The organism is Gammaproteobacteria bacterium (assembly GCA_040183005.1).
Taxonomy (GTDB): domain Bacteria; phylum Pseudomonadota; class Gammaproteobacteria.
The window spans coordinates 170,065-190,660 of record JAMPIW010000007.1 but is presented as its reverse complement, the minus strand read 5'-3'; the positions used below and the strand labels follow the sequence as shown (position 1 = coordinate 190,660).

Genomic DNA, 20,596 nt, shown 5'->3' with positions numbered 1-20,596 from the left:
TTGCATGACCGTCGATAATTATATTAATATTTTCTAATATTTAAGGCGTAGCTTTTTCACTCTGATCAAACATGGAGGAGTACTATCATGGCACACATCGTTATCATCGGCGCCAGTACCGGCGGGCTACCCGCCGCCTATGAGATCAAGGAAGCCGTGGGGCCACAACACCGCGTCACGGTCATCTCCAATACCGACACCTTCCACTTCGTACCCTCCAATCCCTGGGTCGCCGTCGGCTGGCGCTCACGCAAGGACACTGCCTTCGCACTGGCGCCCCCACTCCGCAAAAAGGGCATTGAATTCATTGCCGTGGGTGCACAGGAGATCAAACCCGCCGACAACAAGATCGTGCTCGCTGATGGACAGATTGTCGATTACGACTACCTGGTGATCGCCACTGGGCCGAAGCTGGCCTTCGATGAGGTGCCGGGGCTGGGGCCCAACGGCTTTACACACTCGGTATGTACCATCGGTCATGCCGAGGAGGCCTATGAACGCTGGAAGCATTTCCTGGCAGACCCCGGGCCGATTGTTGTGGGTGCGGCACAGGGTGCATCATGCTTCGGCCCAGCCTACGAATTTGCCTTTATCATGGACACCGACCTGCGGCGCAAAAAATTGCGCAACCGCGTGCCCATGACCTTTGTCACCTCAGAGCCCTACATCGGCCATCTTGGCCTGGGTGGTGTAGGCGACTCCAAAGGCCTGCTGGAACACGAGCTGCGCCAGCATGACATCAAATGGATCACCAATGCCAAAACCACCAAAGTGGAAGATGGCGTAATGTTTGTAACTGAACACAACGACAAGGGCGAACCGATCAAGGAACATCAGTTGCCCTTCAAGTTCTCGATGATGCTCCCCGCCTTCAAGGGCGTCGATGCCGTGGCGGCACTGGGTGAGCAGATGGTGAATCCACGCGGCTTCGTCAAGGTCGATAAATACCAGCGCAGCCCCGCCTGGCCCAACATCTATTCCGTAGGCGTGTGCATCGCCATCCCGCCGGTGGAGGCCACCCCCGTACCGACCGGCGCACCCAAGACCGGCTACATGATCGAATCCATGGTCACCGCCACAACCCACAACATCAGGGACGCTATTGCGGGCATCGAACCCAGCCACGAGGCCACCTGGAACGCCATCTGCCTTGCCGACATGGGCGACACCGGCGCCGCCTTCGTCGCCATGCCACAGATCCCGCCCCGTAACGTGGCATGGATGAAGAAGGGCAAGTGGGTGCATCTGGCCAAGGTCGCATTCGAAAAGTACTTCATCGGCAAAATGAAGAAAGGATCAACAGAACCGATTTATGAAAAATATATTCTTAAATCGCTGGGGATAGAGAAATTGAAGTAAGGGTGGGCCTTGCGCCTGTGCATTAACCAGATCTCACCCATAAACGTAACAATTTGATATTTTTAATAAAAGAGCGCAAGCGCCACATCATCGTTGATACGCTGGGGAATTTACTGCACGTCATGGCCCATGACGCCAACACGCATGGCACGAAAGCAGCGCCCACGGCATTCGAGCGGGTTTCGGAAAAATATGATGCCATAACGGCGTTCTCGGGCGATGCGGGTTACCGGGGAACCGCTGGGACGTTTGTAAAAAACACATTAGGGCTGGAATTACATATAAAAAACCCCTGAATGCCAAAGCATACAGGGGCGAAAAGACAGATGAGGTAAAAAAAACGTATTACAGGCTGTAATACATGTCGTACTCAACCGGATGGGTGGTCATGCGGAAGCGTGTGACTTCCTTCATCTTCAGGTCAATATAGGCGTCGATCATCTCGTTAGAGAACACGCCACCTGCGGTGAGGAAGGCACGGTCGTTGTCGAGCGCGTCCAGGGCCATGTCCAGCGAATGGCACACGGTGGGGATCTTCTTCGCCTCTTCTGCCGGCAGATCGTACAAATCCTTGTCCATAGCCTCACCGGGATGGATCTTGTTTTGAATACCATCAAGACCCGCCATCATCATTGCAGCAAAGGCCAGGTAAGGATTGCTGCTGGCGTCCGGGAAGCGCAGCTCAATACGACGTGCTTTCGGGCTGGGCACGTACGGAATACGCACCGAAGCGGAGCGGTTGCGGGCCGAGTAGGCGAGCATGGTCGGCGCCTCGAAGCCCGGCACCAAGCGCTTGTAGCTGTTGGTGGTGGAATTGGTGATGGCGTTCAACGCGCGGGCGTGCTTGAAGATACCGCCGATGTAGAAAAGCGCCATCTCGGACAGGCCACCGTACAGATTGCCGCCGAACAGATTATCACCACCCTTGGAAAGCGACTGGTGCACGTGCATACCGCTGCCGTTGTCGCCGACGATGGGCTTGGGCATGAAGGTGACTGTCTTGCCATAGGCGTGCGCTACGTTCTGGATGACGTATTTGAGGATCTGAACCTCATCAGCCTTTTTAACCAGGGTGCTGAAGCGGGTGCCGATTTCGCACTGGCCGGCGGTTGCCACTTCGTGGTGATGGGTTTCAACGGACAACCCCATATCTTCCAGCGCCAGGCACATGGCGGAACGAAGATCCTGGAACTGATCCACCGGCGGCACGGGGAAATAGCCGCCCTTCACGCCGGGGCGATGCCCCATGTTGCCATCCGGGTATACCTTCTCGGAGTTCCACGCAGCCGCTTCCGAGTCGATCTTGCAGAACGAGCCGCTCATGTCCGCGCCCCAACGCACGTCGTCGAAGATAAAGAATTCAGGCTCCGGGCCAAAAAACGCGGTGTCGGCAATGCCGGTGGACTGCAGATAGGCCTCAGCACGCTTCGCCAGCGAACGTGGGTCACGGTCGTAACCCTTCATGGTATGGGGTTCCAGAATGTCGCAACGCAGAATCAGTGTGCTCTCGTCGAAGAACGGATCCATCACTGCGGTATCGGCATCAGGCATCAGAATCATGTCGGACTCTTCAATGCCCTTCCAGCCAGCAATGGAAGATCCGTCGAACATCTTGCCCTCACTAAAAGCATCGGCATCAAGCGTGGAAGCCGGCACGGATACATGCTGCTCTTTTCCACGAGTATCGGTGAAACGGAAATCAACGAATTTCACTTCGTTGTCTGTAATCATTTTGAGAACTGTTTCTGCGGACATTTAAACTCCCCTCCAAAGGGCAATCTGGGTTTAGTTATGAGCTAATCTAGGTCGGCAAAAGCACGAAGCATGCCATAAAAAATTAATTAGTTACTTCAGCAGGTTGAAAGCCGCAACAGCCATAAGCAAGCTATCGAACGCACCATTAATGTGCACACTTAAACAGAAAATGCACCGTAATAGAGCAAATTATCGCGGCCTTTATTTATATCAGGACTTGAAGTGTGCTGCCGACTAACAAAAAATTACGGGGTGTCGCCATAAGAACTCCCGGATCGGCGAAGATTACCGCTGGAAGAGTACCGCTGGCAAGAGTTTTGATGATATTTTTGTGAGATTAGTGAGACTTTTGTTTTCCGCCGCCCCCGCTCGTCTTCACTGGCAATGCACTAGCGCCATCACACATGGACCTGTAAATATGGCGAGCACCGGTGTCATTCCACAGGTCATAGGCGGCCAAAGGGCCGAGCAACGAGGTACTATTACCGCCGAGAGTGCGCATATTCTGCAGCACATCCATCAATGCTATAAAATCCTGCGCAAGATGAACATAGGTGTCCGCCGCGCTATTATGCAGATACCCGGCAAGCTGCAAGTAAGCACTACGCCCAAGATCAACAAAATAGCTCACTGCAACGCGGCGGCGCTCCGCCTGCACTGGAAACAGACCGGCATGGATCAGACACAGATCGCCAATATCTCGCAATTTTCCCTGCCGGACGCGGCCCATCTCATTCATGGCGTGCAAATAGTCCAGCGCAAGAACTTTTTTTGCCGCCCCTGCCTCACCCATAAAACGCATCAGCAGAAAGACCAGATAGCTTTCCGTCTCCTCATTGAGTCGACGATCTGCGGCGGACTCAGCCTCAAGAACCAATGCTTGCCACTGCGCTGTAGCTGTTGGATGTATCACCAGGGGTTCCATAAACGCATCCTTTTTTCATCTATTACTAAAGCTATCGGCAGAATGTCCGATGTTTTTAGCAGGAAGATTAAGGAAAACGGTCTGTCAGGAAGCGCACCATGAAAATTTACTACCGTAGGGCGGCATGCATTGCCGCATTCGCAGCTAGCCTGCCCCAAGCACAAGCGGAACCAATGAAACAAGACCTGCAATATGCACTGCTTTTAGGGCTCGCCGCCGCGCCGCCCGCCGTACACGCATCCCCTAACGTACAAATGGAAGGCTCGCTAAGCGCGGGCTACCGTCAAGACAGGCTCAATTGGAGTATTGCCGGCACATCAGTGGGAACAAACCCCAACATCCTGTCTGAACTTAGCTGGGACAACCTGAACATTGCCCAGCTACGGGCGGGCGGCAAAATAACCTACAAGAACGATTGGGTCATGCGCGGGGCAGCAAGCTACGGAGAAATCATCACAGGCCGAAATCAGGACTCAGATTATCTGGGCGACAACCGCACCATGGAGTTTTCCCGCTCCAACAACAAGGCGGGTGGTAATGTGCGCGATGCAAGCTTGGGCGTGGGACATACCTTCCGTTTTTTTGATAAAACGGTCGGAAAATTTATCAATCTCACCCCGCTGGCGGGTTATTCTCTCAACCAGCAAAACTTGATCATGACCGACGGTTACCAGACTTGGCCGCCCACCGGCGCCTTTCCCGGTCTGAACACCACATACAACGCCGAGTGGAAAGGCCCCTGGGTGGGTATGGACGCCTGGCTACAGGCGGGGCCGAAACTGGCCGTCATCGCCAGCCTCGAATACCACTGGGTGGATTACTCCGCCGAAGCCAACTGGAATTTGCGGGACGAATTCGCCCGTCCCTTGAGCTTTACCCATTATGCGCGAGGCAATGGCTATACCGCATCACTGGGGGGATCGTATTCCATCGCCAGGAGTTTTCTACTCAATGTCACACTGGAGCACCGCAAATGGACTACCGATCCAGGCAAGGACGTGACCTACTTTGCTGATGGCAAAATAGGTCACACACAGTTCAATCAGGCAAATTGGGAGTCGATGGCTGCGATGGTAGAGGCGGTGGTTCGGTTTTAAAAACTATCCCTCCGGCCGCATATGCGGAAACAGCAGCACGTCGCGGATTGACGGCGCGTCGGCAAACAGCATAGTCAATCTATCAATACCGATGCCCTCGCCTGCGGTGGGCGGCATGCCATGTTCCAGGGCGCAGATGTAGTCGGCGTCGAAATGCATGGCTTCGTCATCGCCCGCATCTTTTTCCTGCACCTGTTTGCGAAAACGTTCAGCCTGATCCTCGGCGTCGTTCAACTCCGAAAAGCCATTGGCGATCTCGCGCCCGCCAACAAAGAATTCGAAGCGATCGGTGATGGACGGGTCATCATCGTTACGGCGCGCCAGCGGCGAAACCTCGGTGGGATAGGCGGTGATGAAAGTCGGGTTTTTCAGGCGGTGTTCGACGGTCTTTTCAAAGATCTCCACTTGCACCTTGCCCAGGCCATAGCTGTCCTTGAGCGGGATTTTGAGGTCTTGCGCAACGGCGCGGGCCGTACCCAGATCTTCCAGCGCCGATGGCGTGATCTCCGGGTTGAAATGCAGGATGGAATCCTTCAGGGTCATGCGCACAAACGGCTTACCGAACTCGTATTGTTCGCCCTGATAAGTGATTATTGTTGTACCCAGCAGTGTTTGCGCCATACCACGCAGCAGTTCTTCGGTGAGGTCCATCAGATCGCGGTAATCCGCGTAAGCCTCATAAAACTCCAGCATGGTGAATTCGGGATTGTGGCGCGTGGACAGACCTTCGTTGCGGAAATTGCGATTGATCTCGTAGACCTTCTCGAAACCGCCGACCACTAGGCGTTTCAGGTATAACTCCGGCGCAATACGCAAAAATAACTGCATGTCCAGCGCATGGTGATGAGTAGTGAAGGGGCGCGCCGTTGCTCCACCGGGAATCACCTGCATCATCGGCGTTTCCACTTCGAGAAAATCACGCTGATTCAGGAAGGCGCGAATATAATCGACAATCGCCGTGCGCATGCGAAAAGTGTTGCGTGTTACCTCGTTGACGATCAGGTCGAGGTAACGCTGACGGTAACGGGTTTCCTGATCGGCCAGGCCGTGGAATTTCTCCGGCAATGGGCGCAACGCCTTGGTCAGTAGGCGGATCTCTTCGACTTTTACGGAAAGCTCGCCCGTCTTGGTGCGGAACAACACACCCTCGGTGCCGAGGATATCGCCGACATCCCATGCCTTGAACTCTTCGTAAACACCTTCGGGCAGAGTGTCGCGCTGCAGAAACAATTGGATGCGGCCAGACATGTCCTGCAATTGGGTAAAGCTCGCCTTGCCCATGAGCCGCTTGGCCATCATGCGCCCGGCAACTTTCACACGTACCGGCTGCGCTTCAAAAAAGTCATTGTCCTTATCGCCATACTTGGCGTGCAGTTCACCCGCCACGACGTTGCGCCGAAAATCGGTGGGGAAGGCAATGCCTTTTTCACGCAATACGGCCAGTTTGGCGCGGCGGTTTGCGATGAGCTGGTGTTCGTCTTGTATTGGGTCTTGATCAGTCATTCTTGTAATTCCGGGTTCGAGTTGTAGGGTGCGTCTCACGCACCACGTTCAGGACGTTTCTTTAGCGCTCAATTCTCATAATTAATGTGGTGCGTGTAACGCACCCTACACTGACCTTTTTTCACAGGCCGCTTTTTAAGCTGGCCTCGATGAAATCATCCAGATCGCCATCCAGCACTGCCTGGGTATTGCCGGTTTCGACGCCGGTGCGCAGATCCTTGATGCGCGACTGGTCGAGCACATAGGAGCGAATCTGGCTGCCCCAGCCGATATCGGACTTGCTATCCTCCAGTATCTGCTGGGTTGCGCGGCGCTTTTGCATCTCCATCTCATACAGCTTGGCTTGCAACTGCTTCATGGCGGTGGAACGGTTCTTGTGCTGGGAACGGTCGCTCTGACACGCCACAACAATGCCGCTAGGCATATGTGTGATGCGGATCGCGGATTCTGTGCGGTTGACGTGCTGCCCACCCGCGCCACTGGCACGGTAGGTGTCAACCCTAAGATCGGCTGGATTGATGTCGATCTCGATACTGTCATCAACCTCGGGCGAGACAAACACCGAAGAGAACGAGGTATGGCGACGGTTGCCGGAGTCAAACGGCGATTTGCGCACCAGGCGGTGCACGCCGGTCTCGGTGCGCAGCCAGCCGTAAGCGTATTCGCCCTCAAAACGGATCGTGGCGCTCTTGATGCCCGCGACTTCGGCAGGCGACACTTCAATCAGCTCGGTGACAAATCCACGCCGTTCGCCCCAGCGCAAATACATGCGCAGCAGCATGTTGGCCCAATCCTGCGCCTCTGTGCCGCCGGAGCCGGACTGGATTTCAAGGAAGGCGTTGTTGTGATCCATCTCACCGGAGAACATGCGACGAAATTCCAGTTCGGCGAGTTTTTTTTCCAACTTGTCTAGATCGGCGACCACCGCATCGACTGTGGCCTGATCGTCCTCTTCGCCCGCCATCTCGACCAGCGCCTGCGCGTCCGTCAGGCTCTCGCCCAGACCACTCAGTGTGTCGACGATCTGGAGCAACTGGACACGCTCACGCCCCAGCTCCTGGGCGCGTTCGGGGTTGTTCCAGATGGCGGGATTTTCGAGCTCGCGCTCAACCTCGGTCAGGCGTTCTTTTTTGACATCATAGTCAAAGATACCCCCTCAGAGCATCGGAACGCCCCTGCATATCTTTGATGTGTTTTACGACTGGATTGATTTCGAGCATGGATATTCTGCTTTGTGTGCTAAAAGCGGAATTTTACTACATACTCGTACAGTATCGCTAATTATTAACCGTATGCAGCGCTGCTTTAATCGCGTTTTCCAGGGCATCAAGATTGGGGAGGTATGCAGCTTGCCCGTTGATATGAATATGTTTCAGGATCAGCGGAACGGATGACTCATCGGCCTCGGCGCTCAAGGCATCCGCGTCCACCTTGATGGCACGCGGCAGACCTTGCATCACCAGGGCGATGAATGGCAGATCAGGGTCTTCACCCAAGGTTTTCAACACAACGATCTTTTGCTCAGCGGGCGCGGCGACGGGCAAGGAATCTCCGCAAGCCCCCTCAAAAAACACCAGAGGGATGCGCGCGCCCCGCCAGGACAGCATGCCTGCCAGCCAGACTGGAGCATGCGGCACCGGTTCAGCGGCACTATAGGGAACGACTTCCGCAACTGTGGCGTGCGGCAGCAGCATTTTTCCATGTACCGGCAGCAACAGGCTGTGAATCATATTTAATGTTGTAGCCATCCGTCCTCTCCTTTTAGACTGCCATGCTCAAGTCGTTATTCGCTGCCTGGCCGCCGGCCAGTGCGCGAATATGATCGAGCAATTCATTTTCCTGGTAGGGCTTGCCCAGATACTCGTTCACGCCGATGCGCCTGGCGTGCTCGCGATGTTTTTCGCCGGTACGCGAGGTGATCATGATAATGGGGATGTGTTTGAGGCGTTCATCATTGCGAATCACCGAGGCCAGCTCATAACCATCCATGCGCGGCATTTCGATATCCAACAGCATGACATCGGGTATCTGATGCTGTAGCGATTCCAGCGCATCCACCCCGTCTTTGGCGGTGAACACCCGCATCTGATTGCGTTCCAGCAGGCGCGAGGTAACTTTGCGCACGGTAATTGAATCGTCCACCACCATGACGTTGATAATCCCGCTTCCCGATGGCGGCGCGGCGCCTTGTATCGCAACTTTCGTCTCTGGCGTCAACCCCTGTGACTGCTCGGCAATCAAACCCAGACGCAGCAATACGGGGATATCCAGAATCAATACCACACCACCATCACCCATGATGGTAGCGCCCATGATACCGCGCACCGTACTCAACTGCGGCCCCAAGGATTTGACCACGATTTCGCGATTTTCCATGACCGAATTCACCCACAACGCAGCGCGCTGGCCGCTGCCATGCACCATCAACAACAGATGCCGGGCCTCTTTTTCAGGAAGGGGAGACACGCCACCGCTCAACAGCCCGCTTAACGATTGCAGTGCGTAATGGGCACCGCCGTATTCAAATGTGGAAGCACCACGCTCATGTGCCTGCATGAGCATTTCGTAGCTGACGCGCATTACACCATCGATACTGGAGTGAGGGATGGCGTACATGTGCTCGCCTGCTCCGACGATCAGCGCCTGGGTGATGGACAACGCCACAGGCAGGCGTACTGTGAACCGGCTGCCACTGCCCGCGACGGATTCAATCTGCAGGCTGCCGCCAAGCTGTTTGATCTCGTTATTCACCACATCCATACCCACACCGCGCCCGGAAATCTGCGTAACTTGCGCGGCAGTGCTGAAGCCTGATTCGAGCACGAACTGCATCAGATTGTAGTCATCAATCACCGTGTTTTCGCCCAGCAGACCACGTTCAATGGCCTTGCGGCGGATTGCCGCCAGATCCAGGCCGCGCCCGTCGTCAGCCAGCAGTAGCACCATTTCTGTGCCTTCCTTGGCAAGTTGCAGGGTAATCACGCCCATCTCGGGCTTGCCCTGAGCGCGCCGGGTGGCTGCATCTTCAACACCGTGGTCGACAGCGTTGCGTACCATGTGCTCCAGGGGACCCGCCATTCTATCGAGCACGGTGCGGTCCATTTCAAGGTCTTCACCGACGACCTGCAATTCAATCGGCTTTCCCACCTCTCGCGCCGTTTGCCGCACTACCCGACGCAGGCGTGATGCCATGCCCGCGAAGGGTAACATGCGGGTGCGCATCATGCCTTCCTGCAACTCGGTATTGAGACGCGCCTGTTGCAGCAGCACGGTTTCCGAATCGCCAGCCTGCTTTTCCAGTTGATCCTGAATACTGGCAAGGTCGGCGGTTGATTCCATCATGCTGCGCGACAACTGTTGCAACATCGAGAAACGATCAAATTCCAGCGGATCGAAATCCTGGCCCTGAAATCCTGCTTCCTGGTGACGGAACAGAATTTGCGCCTCGGTTTCCATATCGAGCTTGCGCAGTTGATCACGCAAGCGGACAACCGTCTGCTTCATTTCCGTCAAGCCCGTGTGGAAGCCATTAATCTGTTGCTCCAGGCGAGAACGGGAAATGCTCAACTCTCCTGCCTGGTTCACCAGATTGTCCAGCAGATCGGCACGCACACGGATTTGTTCGGTGGATGGCTTGGGGATCAGCCATGCCGGCTCTGCCGGGGTGCCATCCGGCGCAGTAGTAGCATCTGCCAAGGGTTCTTCTGTCACCATTGAGGCGGGGATATCTATCGAATCTGCAACAGGCAACGGGGCATCGTCCTCTGGAGCAGGATCGAAAACTGCCTCTGCCTGCGCACCGCCGGTAACTGCTTCCGGCATTGCAGAGGAAAGAATAATGCTCTCGTCTTCATCCCCCGCCAGCGATAAATCATGCGATTGAGCCGGCTCAATGCTTTCATGCCTGGCCAATGCTTCCATCCTGGCAATCAGATCGGGAGCCGCAGCCACCGGCAAGTGCAACAGCGCCGGTTCCAGCATCGTTTGCAGCCGGTCATGGGCTTGCTCGAATGTCTGGAAAATCTCATCAGTAGCGGCAACATCACCGGCCACGATGGCGCTCAGTAAAGATTCGAAGCTATGGCTAAGATCACCCATGGCGCTGATTCCCGCCATGCGTGCGCCGCCTTTAAAGGTATGCAGTTCGCGCTCCAGCCTCGCAACCGGCCCGAGCACGTCGGGCGCGTGAATCCAGCTTTGCAGCAGGGATTCCGTATTACCCAGAATTTCCGCCGCCTCTTCGAGAAAAATCTCGCGCACTTCATCGTTGTCATTGCCCGATATACCATCATTCAAGGCATTATGCGCATCGGTGTCCATAGAAGTGCCGGTTTCGATAACAGCAGCATCAAGGAAGTGCTGTACGCGGCGCGTCAGGAAAGAAATTTTCTCCAGTGCCGCTGTCTTTTCCGGGGACTCCGCGAGCGGATTCTCCAAGTGCAGCATGTCATGGAACACTTCGCTAAAATCACCTAAAGCGAGTAACTCCGCCTCCGCCACCTCACCGTGATTACGGTGAATCGCATTGACCAGCTTTTCGAACAAGCTACCGAGATCGCCGATATCCTTAAAGCCCGCCATATGCGCGCTGCCTTGCAGGGTATGCAAATTGCGCATCAGCGGTTCCGTCACCTGACCTTTTTTGGACTGGCCGCAGACATCAATAAACCGCCGCACCTCCTCCAAGCGCCCCTTGGATTCAGCCCTGAAGATCTCCAGCAGCACAGGGTCAATCACTGCCTCCTGCTCCACGGAAGGGGCAGCTGCAGCGGCCTCCTGCTGTATTGCCATCGCCGCATCGGGAGCGCTATTAACATGCTCTTTAAGACTCGCAGCGGGGGAAGTTAGCGCCTGTGCCTGGTCTATCAATGCCTGGATATCCGTGTCGATATCCATCTTTGTTTTAATACGCTGAAATTGTTGCAGCAGCCCAGGCATAACCGCTTGGGCTTGCTCCACCACATCGAACAGTGGCGGCGTGACGGGGACTTCGCCATCAATCACTTTATTCAACAAATGCTCAATGGCCCAGGCAACCTCGCCAATCACATTCGCACCCACCAGCCTACCGCTGCCTTTCAGAGTATGGAATGAGCGGCGAATATTCTTGAGCGGCTCATTATTGTTCGTATCCTGCTTCCACCGAGGATAATGTTGTGCGATAGAAGTCAGCTCCTCGCCTACTTCCTCGATAAAAACCTCCATCACCTCGTCTGCGTCTTCTTCCTCCTGTGTGCGCGCGACAGGTAATAGTTGAACTGTCTCGATAGCACCAGCCATAACGGGATTTTCAGCTAGATCGGCCCTGTCCATGTCCAGGACGATACTGTCTGGATCCGGTTGCTGCGAGATAACCTCATCAGCGCTTTCTGCCAAAGAAATGATTTCAACAATAGTAGGTTCAGCTGGCGCCGCAACTTTGATCGCAGCCTCCAGCGGGTAGTCATCCACTTCATCAACCGGATAACCTAAAGTAACCGCATTGTTTTCAGCCAGATCCAGCAGGGAATCAAGATTCATCTGACTTTCGGCCAGGGTATCCAGGTAAAATTCGATGCCGGTCAACATGTCGGCCAAGGTATCTAGCGCCTCAAGGGATGGCGAGATCTTGCGCTCGATCAACTCGCGCCGGATATAGTGATAACCTGCTTTCAACAAGTCCGCCGGGCGCTTCAGGGACAGCATCGTCAAACTACCAACAATACGATGCAGCACGGCGGGCGCGGAACTGATCAACTCATGCTGATCGGACGCTTTGGCAAGGGCAATGATGTCGTCCTTCACCTTACCCATATCAACCATTACCTCGCGGATAACAGCGCGGCACAAATCGTGGTACTCCGCGGTCACGGCTTTTACAGCTCCCGGGTTGCCCGCGGGCTTGCCGGAGGCGCTTTCAGAAACCGCCGCATCCGGCATCTGGACATCGCGCAACAGCGATTCCACATATAGCAAGGCGTTGGCCACTTCCATAAGGCGGGGGTCGTTGAGGATAGCGCCCCCTTCCAGCATCGCATCGAGCACGCCAGTCTGCTGCCGCACGCGCTGACGCAGCTCCCAGCGGCCCAGCATATCCAGGGTATTTGACACCCTGGCCAAGACGCCGGCTATAACACGCAATTCTTGCGGGGTATGACGTCCACCGGCACGCGCGAAGCTGTCCAACTTGGTCTTGGCCCATGCCAGTTCATCCTTGACTGCACCTGCGGCAATTTCCAGCAAGCCGGGGTTGGCAACGTTCGCTCCATCGCGAGTATTCTGTAACATATCGGTACCGGCAGAAACAGCCATACCTCTGGTCTGCTCGCTTTGCGTGTCGGCATAGGCAATATAAAAGAGCAGGTTTTTTATAAGGTCAGCGGGTGGGTGATCGCGCAACTCCTCCGCTCCCGCTGCCATGACCCGTCCGATCTGGCGCTCCACTTGTCCCAGCAGCAACTTGATGGCATTGTTGGGTTCAAGTGTTTCAGCCAGCAACCGTTCAATCAACGCCTCGGCTACTCTCCACAGGCCTTCTTCAGGACACACTTGCTGCAACTGCACAGCCACCTGCAATAGCCGCCGCAATGCCGCTTTATTGCCGGTATCACGGTACCACACCAGCAAGCCCGCCTGATACACCGGACGTAGCTGATGGGCCAACGCCTTGACATCCCGCGCCAGCGTGTCTTGCATGTCGGGGCTGTGTGGAGAAACAGTAGGGATAACCGCCGGACCAAACACCATGCTCTCGGAGAGCACCGAGGCACCGGTGGCGACCCGCAAATCGTTGATCAACGGCAAAAAGACCTGAGGGCGATCTGCCTGAGCTTCTTGCAGCCCCGTCAGATAGAGTGGCAATTCTGACATGGCGCGCATCAGGGTGCTATAGACCCAGCCCTTGCGCCGGTCTGCATCCTTGGCAAGAACTCGAACTGCCTGCTCCATTTCCCTGGCGAGAGCAAATGCCTCTGTAAGATCCAGCATTTGCAGCGCGCCACATACCTGATGCAACAAGGTGATACACAAGTCGATCTGTGCGGCCTCGGCAGGATGTTCCTGGAATACCTCCAACGCCTGTTGCGCCTGTTGCAGGTTTACCTCAATCTCACCCTTTACCCACTTCAGGGCGCCATAATCCATATGCTCCGCCGATATCATGCCGCTCACCTTTTTGTAATCAAGTATGCCCTAACTCCAGAGGCAGGACACTGCACCCGGCCGAGATCACGTGGGCAGTTTGAAACCGGCCACCGATTTCCGCAATTCGCCCGCCATCCCTGTCAACTCACCGATGGATGCTGCGGCCTGCTTGGTACCTTGCGATGTCTGCGTGGTCACTTCCTGAATCATCTTCATGGTGCTGGATACCGTGCTCGCCATCATGGTCTGCTGATTGGCTGCTTCAGCAATGTCTCCAATCAAGCGGGAAAGGTTCCCGGACACGCCCTCAATCTCTTCGAGCGCCTTACCTGCACCCTGTGCCAGCTGTGTACCGGCCACCACGCCGGAGGTGCTCTTTTCCATGGAAATCACCGCCTCATTGGTATCGGTTTGAATGGTTTTCACCAAGGTTGCAATCTGCTTGGTGGAGTTGGCCACGCGCTCGGACAGGCGTTGCACCTCATCCGCCACCACCGAAAAGCCGCGCCCCGCCTCGCCTGCCATAGCCGCCTGAATGGAGGCATTCAAGGCAAGAATATTGGTCTGATCGGCAATGTCATTGATCAGGCCCACGATCTCACCGATCTCCTGGGAGCTTTCACCTAGACGCTTGATACGTTTCGAAGTTTCCTGAATCTGTTCGCGAATGGATTCCATACCCTGAATGGTGCCCTGCACTGTCTCCGCACCCTTCTTTGCAATATCCACAGACTGTTGCGCCACCGCGGTTGACTGCGCGGCATTCGCCGAGACGCGCTCACTGGATTTCGTCATTTCGTAAATGGCCACGCCTGCAGTCTCAATTTCCTGCGCCTGCTGGTCGCTGGCCTCTGTGAGACGCAGCGCAGTCGATTGTGTTTCCGTTGCGGCGGAAGCCACCTTCACCGCCGTGGTGTTGATAGATCCCACCAGCCCGCGCAGCGTGTCAATAGCGTAGCCCAATGAGTCAGCGATAGCGCCGGTGAAATCCTCCGTCACTAATGGCTTTTTGGTCAGATCGCCGTCGGCAAGATCAGCCACCTCATCCAGCAAGCGCAAAATAGCGTCCTGATTGCGGCGATTCTGCTGTTCTGCGTCGGCAAGCAGGGTATTCACTTTATTGATGGCCTGGTTGACGCCCTTTCTGATAGGGAAGGCGAGAGCGAACGTCAACACCAATGCCAGAATCACCACCGCGATAAAAGTTACACGGCTGCTATTGAATGATTCTTGTGCGTCTTTTCTATTACCCTCAAGACGCTGAGGAATGTATGCGTCTATTTTATTGTTGAGGACATCCATCTTCTCCCACGTGGCATCGAACAAACCATGAATAGAATCATCCACCGTGTGAGCGGTTTCAAAAGGACGAGAGGGGTCATAGCTCTTCAGTGCCTCACGATATGCCGCAATTTGTTCCTCATGCTTCTTTAGCACTGCGTCAACCAGCGCAACATCCAGCCCGGCACGATTCGCCATCAGTTGCTTTGCCGCTTTCAGTTTTGAGTCTGCCTGGGCTCCTTCCTTCTCAAAAATCCCCAAATATCTTTTATAATCCTCGGACTTCTCACCTCTGAGCAGGATATTCTTCCATGCCTCCAGCTCTTTATTCAGCGAGATGGCTGCTTCCTGCACCAGATCGAGCATCTTGATATCGAATTCGCCTTCATCCACCGTTTCCACGGCAAACACCTGCTCTTTGTAAGTGCTGTAAAACCCGAACGCCCCAATGCTCACCACCGCCAACGACATCAACCCCACCAGCAACCACAACAAGGCGTTTACACCCATGTTCTTGAGCATGCTTATATTCATAAGCCCGCTTGCGTTCTTGAACCCGCTTATCTTCATACCAAAATCCTCTACGATTAAAAAATCCCCGGGAACGCCCGATTACTCTGCCGCCTGCAGAAACTGCTGTGATGCCACTAATTTATGCATATCAAACACCAACCAAACGTCACCGTCCTTGTGATAAGCAGAGGGCCGCACATAGTCCATTACACCCCCCGCTTCCAGCGTCGGTAGCGGGCAGCGGTCTTCGTCCAGAAAATGCCGTTGCCCCAGCACTTCATCAACCAACAGCCCCGCCGACAATACCCCGTATTGCACAATCAAAATCCGGTTGCTGCCACGCAACGGCGTTGCACCGCCGCCCAGGTAGACATTCAGGTCAATGACCGGCAGCAAACGCCCACGCACATTGGCAACACCCCGCAACCAACTTTTGGTTCGCGGCACCATCGTGAGCGGTGGACAATCCAGCACTTCCTGAACATCATGCAGCGGTGCCAGAAGCAGGTTACGATCCAAGACAAAAGCCACCCCGTTCCATGTCGCTTTACGTTTCTCTTCCTTGGGCAACTCAGCATCCAACGCAAGACTGCGCCGCTCAATCTCGCGCAGCATTTCATAGGGGGTGTAACTGGCGACTAGCGGCAACATGAGATCACCCCCCCATCGCCGCCTTGATTTTTACGATCAGCGCAGACTCATCCACCGGTTTGGTAAGATAATCCTTCGCACCCTGGCGCAGCCCCCACACCTTATCGGTTTCCTGATCTTTAGTTGTGACGATAATGACTGGAATAGAGGCGGTTTCAGGATCCTTGGTAATCTGGCGCGTGGCCTGAAAACCATTGGTGCCAGGCATGACGACGTCCATCAAAATAAGATCCGGTTTTTCCGATTTTGACTTGGCGATACCCTCTTCCGCATTACTGGCACCCAGCGTCTGGTGGCCATTCTTTTCCAGCATGGTTTTCAGCACATGCATTTCCGTCGGTGAATCATCCACAATCAATATACGAGCCATATCAAATCTCCTGTCACACGCTGTTGGATAGTTCTAAAAAATAATCCTTGAATTTTCAAAGCACCCGTAATCACCGTAATGCCCGTGAAGAGCACAATGAGATGACGATCAGGAATTGCACCCTTTTACGGGTGGCACAATGTCACATTACCCCTTTCACGGGGAGCACGACCTGTTCGTTTTCAAAAGGAATATCCCCATCGAACGCACTACTCTCCGTATTTTTCCGACGCACATGACGCTTAATAGCACCCAACAATTCGTCGCTGGTAAAAGGCTTGGTTACATATTCTTCCGCGCCAACGATGCGTCCCCGCGCCTTGTCAAACAGGCCATCCTTACTGGATAGCATGATGACCGGTGTATTTTGAAAGACGAGGTTATGCTTGATGAGCGCGCAGGTCTGATAACCATCCAGACGCGGCATCATGATGTCAACAAAGATGATGTCCGGCTTGTGATCGGCAATCAGCGCTAGCGACTCAAAACCATCTGTCGCGGTGAAGACCTCGCACCCGGCTTTTTGCAAAATAATTTCCGCTGTGCGGCGTATTGTTTTGCTGTCATCAATCACCATCACCTTGATGCCAGAACAATCGTGTTCCACGATGCCATTTCCCGCCATATCTTTATACCCTCATCTACTCACTCTTATAGTTCTGGGACGCCATCCAGTGTTTAACCTTTCCCGCAAAGACCTTGAACCTGGAAACGTACACAGTTTCTCTGGTGACTGTATCGGCAGAAAAAAAATAGACTTTAAGGAAGGCCGGGAAATGAAATGGCAATTGGGGAAAAGCGCTTTTTCAGAGAATTGGGAGAGATTTGAAAGCGCCAATAATTATGTGGGGGCGTGGGACGCCCCCTACGATTCCACTATTGCTTCAGAATGGAATAAGCGCAAAATACGCCTGAAATCGGGGCAGGACTAAAAGCAGGGGGAGAAAAAAGTCGTTTTTAGGGTTATCGCCAAGTAGCGCCATCCCAGGCGTCTTGGCTATGAGTAACGACAGCTGCTAGTGCGCCGGCTTCTGCATCAATTTGTCGGTATACGCCATTGCCACGGCGGAGGCGACGAAGGTGAGGTGAATCACGACCTGCCAGAGCATGGTCTTTTCATCCAGGTGCGGGGCGTTGATAAAGGTTTTGAGCAGGTGGATGGAAGAAATGCCGATCAGCGCCATGGACAGCTTGATCTTCATGGTGCTGGCATTAACGTGGCTCAGCCACTCGGGATGATCCGGGTGATCATCTTTATAGAGCCTGGAAACGAAAGTCTCATAACCGCCGATGATCACCATGATCAATAGGTTGGCGATCATCACCACGTCGATCAGACCGAGTACCACCAGCATGATCTCGGCCTCGCCGATGGTCGCGGTCTTGACGACCAGATGCTCAAGTTCAACCATGAAATGAAAGACATAGACACCTTGGGCAACAATCAACCCAAGATACAGAGGCGCCTGCAGCCAGCGGCTCCAAAAAATCAGACTACCTAGCAAATTCAGCGAACGGCTTTTCTGGGCATCCATAAAAATCACGCAACCAATTGATAAAGTTTGCTAATTATAACAGCAACAAGAAAGTCGGGGCGATTAATTAATTCAGGGGTAACCCACTTTTTAAACTAATCATTTCCAACGCAGCATGGATGGCCGCCTCCAGACTGCCGGTATCGGCTCTGCCTGTGCCCGCCAGATCCAGCGCCGTACCGTGATCAACCGAAGTGCGGATGATGGGCAGGCCAAGGGTGATATTGACCGCGCGGCCAAAACCCGCATACTTAAGCACCGGCAGCCCCTGATCGTGGTACATGGCCAGTACCGCGTCAGCGGTTTTCAGGTATTTGGGGATGAACAGGGTGTCGGCAGGCAGGGGGCCGGTCAAGTGCATGCCTTCGGTACGAAGTTGCTCCAGCACGGGCGCAATAACATCGTCATCCTCGCTGCCCAGATGCCCGCCCTCCCCTGCATGGGGATTGAGTCCGCACACCAAAACATGAGGACTGGCGATTCCAAACCGTGCCCGCAAGTCATGATGCAAAACACGCAACACGCTTTCCAGGAGCGGGGAGGTAATGGCATCGCTCACCTCGCGTAGCGGTAGATGCGTGGTCACAAGCGCCACACGCAGCCCCGGCACTGCCAGCATCATCACCACCTGCGGCGCCTGGGTCAGGTCGGCGAGAAACTCGGTATGGCCGGTGAACGGAATCCCCGCTCGATTGATGACGCTTTTCTGCACTGGACCGGTAACCAACGCATTGCAATACCCCGCCTGGCAGGCACGAGTTGCAACACGTAGCGTTTCCAGCACATAGGGAGCATTGGCCGGATCAAGATGACCGCACACGGCAGCACTAACCAGCGGCACAGGGATGATTTTGAGGGCGCCCGTTCGTGCGGATGTGGCTGACTGAGCGGGATCAAACTCCTCCAGCCGCAACGGCAGCCCCAGCAGGCGCGCGCGCGACTCCAGCAGGCCAGGATCAGCCACGACCACAAGCTCGGCATCAAGGGCTTGCTGGGCGATCTGCACGCACAGGTCCGGGCCGATGCCGGCGGGCTCACCGGGAGTCAATACGAGGCGTGGCAACATAATCAGTGTAGTGAGTCACACAAGCGAAAAGGGTTACAAGGCATCGTCCAGCCGGTATTCCACATACGCTTCATCACGCAGGCGGCGCAGCCAGATTTGGGATTCTTCTTCGACCTTACGCTGGCGAATGGCATCAAAGGCTTGGCTCCGGTTGAACTGTTCGGTGTTGTCCTGTTCGCGCCGTTCCTGTACCTGGACGATATGCCAACCGAACTCGCTTTTGAAGGGCTTACTGATCTGCCCTGGCTGGAGTTCGTTCATGGCCTGCTCAAAGGTCAACACCATCTCGCCGGGGCTGACCCAGCCCAGGCTACCGCCGTTGGCAGCACTACCCTTATCCCCGGAATTGGCCCGCGCCAGCTCGGCGAAATCAGCGCCATTCTTGATGCGCTGACTGAGCTGCTCCAGCTTGATGCTGGCATCATCGTCGCTAACCAGCTCATTTGCGCGGATAAGGATATGGCGGGCCAGGGTTTGAGTCACTTTATGTACCCCACCACTACGGTAGTCGAGCAGCTTGATGATGTGGAAGCCGCTCGGACTACGGATGATGTCGCTCAGGTCTCCGGGCTTCATGCGTCCAACCAATGGGGCAAACAGTGACGGCAACTGGCCCGCTCTGCGCCATCCCAGATCGCCTCCTTCCAACGCCTGCTGGCCATTGGAGACGGCGATGGCGGTTTCCTTGAAATCGGCACCGCCACGCAGCTCATCCAACACCCGCTGGACCTTCTGTTTAGCGCTCTGAATCTGCTCCGGCGAGGCCGCCTCAGGCACAGCAATCAGGATATGTGACACTCGGTATTCATCGTCTGATTTACCTTTGTCCGTCTGGGCGGCAAGAAACCGGGCGACCTCCTGATCGGTCACGTTGATGCGGCTGTCAACCTGCCGTTGACGCAATCGGGTCATGATGATTTCGTTACGGATATCCTCGCGGAAGCTGGCGAAGTTGATGCCATCTTTTTCCAGCACGTCGCGAAATTCAGTGATGGACAGCTTGTTTTGCTCCGCGATCCGGCCTATCGCCTTGCTCAGCACATCATCATCAACGCGAATACCCGTGCTGGCGGCAAGCTGCAATTGCAACTGATTGGAAATCAAGCGCTCCAGCACCTGCTTTTGCAGCACGGCATCCGGCGGAAGCTGCGTTTTCTGCTGGCGCAACTGCTGCTTGATGGTGTGGATCTGTTCATCCAACTCACTGCGAGTGATCACGGCGTCATTGACAATGGCGACGATACGGTCGATTTCGACCGTATTTGCACTGGAAACTGCTCCTGCCTTTTCAGTACTTCCGCCATCCCTGGCGGTCGCGGGGGGAATTGACGGTGCGGCATCGGCAAAAGCGGCACTTGCGGCAAACAGCAGGATTAGGGTTGCAAATAATTTTGTCATAAGCGGATTCATCTTACATCG

General features: G+C 54.8%; 17 protein-coding genes. 4 read left to right on the top strand and 13 right to left on the bottom strand.

The features are described 5' to 3' along the window. The first annotated feature begins 87 nt into the window (after positions 1-87). A complete protein-coding gene (locus M3A44_06835; protein ID MEQ6341366.1) occupies positions 88-1,359 on the top strand; it encodes an NAD(P)/FAD-dependent oxidoreductase in 1,272 nt (423 codons plus the stop codon). 53 nt (positions 1,360-1,412) lie between these two features. Then, on the top strand, positions 1,413-1,655 hold the full coding sequence (locus tag M3A44_06830; protein MEQ6341365.1) for a transposase: 243 nt from the start codon (positions 1,413-1,415) through the stop codon (positions 1,653-1,655). Positions 1,656-1,704: 49 nt separating this feature from the next. Here M3A44_06830 and glnA read toward each other — a convergent pair whose 3' ends face one another. Together glnA and M3A44_06820 are read right to left on the bottom strand one after the other, a co-directional pair. Next, positions 1,705-3,114: a glutamate--ammonia ligase gene (gene glnA / locus M3A44_06825; GenBank protein ID MEQ6341364.1), complete on the bottom strand. Its 1,410-nt coding sequence runs from the start codon at positions 3,112-3,114 to the stop codon at positions 1,705-1,707. A gap of 337 nt (positions 3,115-3,451) precedes the next feature. Further along, a complete protein-coding gene (locus M3A44_06820; GenBank protein MEQ6341363.1) occupies positions 3,452-4,039 on the bottom strand; it encodes a hypothetical protein in 588 nt (195 codons plus the stop codon). 98 nt (positions 4,040-4,137) lie between these two features. Here M3A44_06820 and M3A44_06815 point away from each other — a divergent pair, with 98 nt between their 5' ends. Further along, positions 4,138-5,136: a TonB-dependent receptor gene (locus M3A44_06815; protein MEQ6341362.1), complete on the top strand. Its 999-nt coding sequence runs from the start codon at positions 4,138-4,140 to the stop codon at positions 5,134-5,136. Between the two features lie 3 nt (positions 5,137-5,139). Here M3A44_06815 and lysS read toward each other — a convergent pair whose 3' ends face one another. The 8 genes from lysS to M3A44_06775 form a co-directional block, all read right to left on the bottom strand. Next, the gene (gene lysS, locus M3A44_06810; protein MEQ6341361.1) at positions 5,140-6,639 is read right to left on the bottom strand and encodes a lysine--tRNA ligase; all 1,500 of its coding nucleotides are present in this window, start codon (positions 6,637-6,639) and stop codon (positions 5,140-5,142) included. Between the two features lie 121 nt (positions 6,640-6,760). Then, a protein-coding gene (gene prfB, locus M3A44_06805) for a peptide chain release factor 2 (GenBank protein ID MEQ6341360.1) occupies positions 6,761-7,859 on the bottom strand; the annotation gives its coding sequence in 2 pieces (ribosomal slippage) (positions 6,761-7,783 and positions 7,785-7,859; 1,098 coding nt in all). Positions 7,860-7,916: 57 nt separating this feature from the next. Then, a complete protein-coding gene (locus M3A44_06800) occupies positions 7,917-8,387 on the bottom strand; it encodes a chemotaxis protein CheW (GenBank protein MEQ6341359.1) in 471 nt (156 codons plus the stop codon). 13 nt (positions 8,388-8,400) lie between these two features. Beyond that, positions 8,401-13,779, bottom strand: coding sequence for an Hpt domain-containing protein (locus M3A44_06795; protein MEQ6341358.1), 5,379 nt, complete (start codon positions 13,777-13,779; stop codon positions 8,401-8,403). Between the two features lie 66 nt (positions 13,780-13,845). Beyond that, a complete protein-coding gene (locus M3A44_06790) occupies positions 13,846-15,612 on the bottom strand; it encodes a methyl-accepting chemotaxis protein (GenBank protein MEQ6341357.1) in 1,767 nt (588 codons plus the stop codon). 42 nt (positions 15,613-15,654) lie between these two features. Beyond that, positions 15,655-16,206: a chemotaxis protein CheW gene (locus M3A44_06785; protein MEQ6341356.1), complete on the bottom strand. Its 552-nt coding sequence runs from the start codon at positions 16,204-16,206 to the stop codon at positions 15,655-15,657. A 4-nt stretch (positions 16,207-16,210) separates the two neighbouring features. After that, positions 16,211-16,576, bottom strand: coding sequence for a twitching motility response regulator PilH (gene pilH / locus M3A44_06780; protein MEQ6341355.1), 366 nt, complete (start codon positions 16,574-16,576; stop codon positions 16,211-16,213). Between the two features lie 142 nt (positions 16,577-16,718). Continuing rightward, positions 16,719-17,201 carry a response regulator gene (locus tag M3A44_06775; protein ID MEQ6341354.1) on the bottom strand — a complete coding sequence of 161 codons (483 nt, stop codon included), beginning with the start codon at positions 17,199-17,201 and terminating at the stop codon, positions 16,719-16,721. Positions 17,202-17,250: 49 nt separating this feature from the next. On the opposite strand from M3A44_06775, the gene M3A44_06770 reads away from it, so the two are divergent. Then, a complete protein-coding gene (locus M3A44_06770; protein ID MEQ6341353.1) occupies positions 17,251-17,508 on the top strand; it encodes a hypothetical protein in 258 nt (85 codons plus the stop codon). A gap of 84 nt (positions 17,509-17,592) precedes the next feature. Here M3A44_06770 and M3A44_06765 read toward each other — a convergent pair whose 3' ends face one another. The 3 genes from M3A44_06765 to M3A44_06755 form a co-directional block, all read right to left on the bottom strand. Then, positions 17,593-18,111, bottom strand: coding sequence for a TIGR00645 family protein (locus tag M3A44_06765; GenBank protein ID MEQ6341352.1), 519 nt, complete (start codon positions 18,109-18,111; stop codon positions 17,593-17,595). A gap of 67 nt (positions 18,112-18,178) precedes the next feature. Then, positions 18,179-19,177, bottom strand: coding sequence for a 4-hydroxythreonine-4-phosphate dehydrogenase PdxA (gene pdxA, locus M3A44_06760; GenBank protein ID MEQ6341351.1), 999 nt, complete (start codon positions 19,175-19,177; stop codon positions 18,179-18,181). A 33-nt stretch (positions 19,178-19,210) separates the two neighbouring features. Then, positions 19,211-20,575 carry a peptidylprolyl isomerase gene (locus tag M3A44_06755; protein MEQ6341350.1) on the bottom strand — a complete coding sequence of 455 codons (1,365 nt, stop codon included), beginning with the start codon at positions 20,573-20,575 and terminating at the stop codon, positions 19,211-19,213. Between the last annotated feature and the right edge of the window lie 21 nt (positions 20,576-20,596).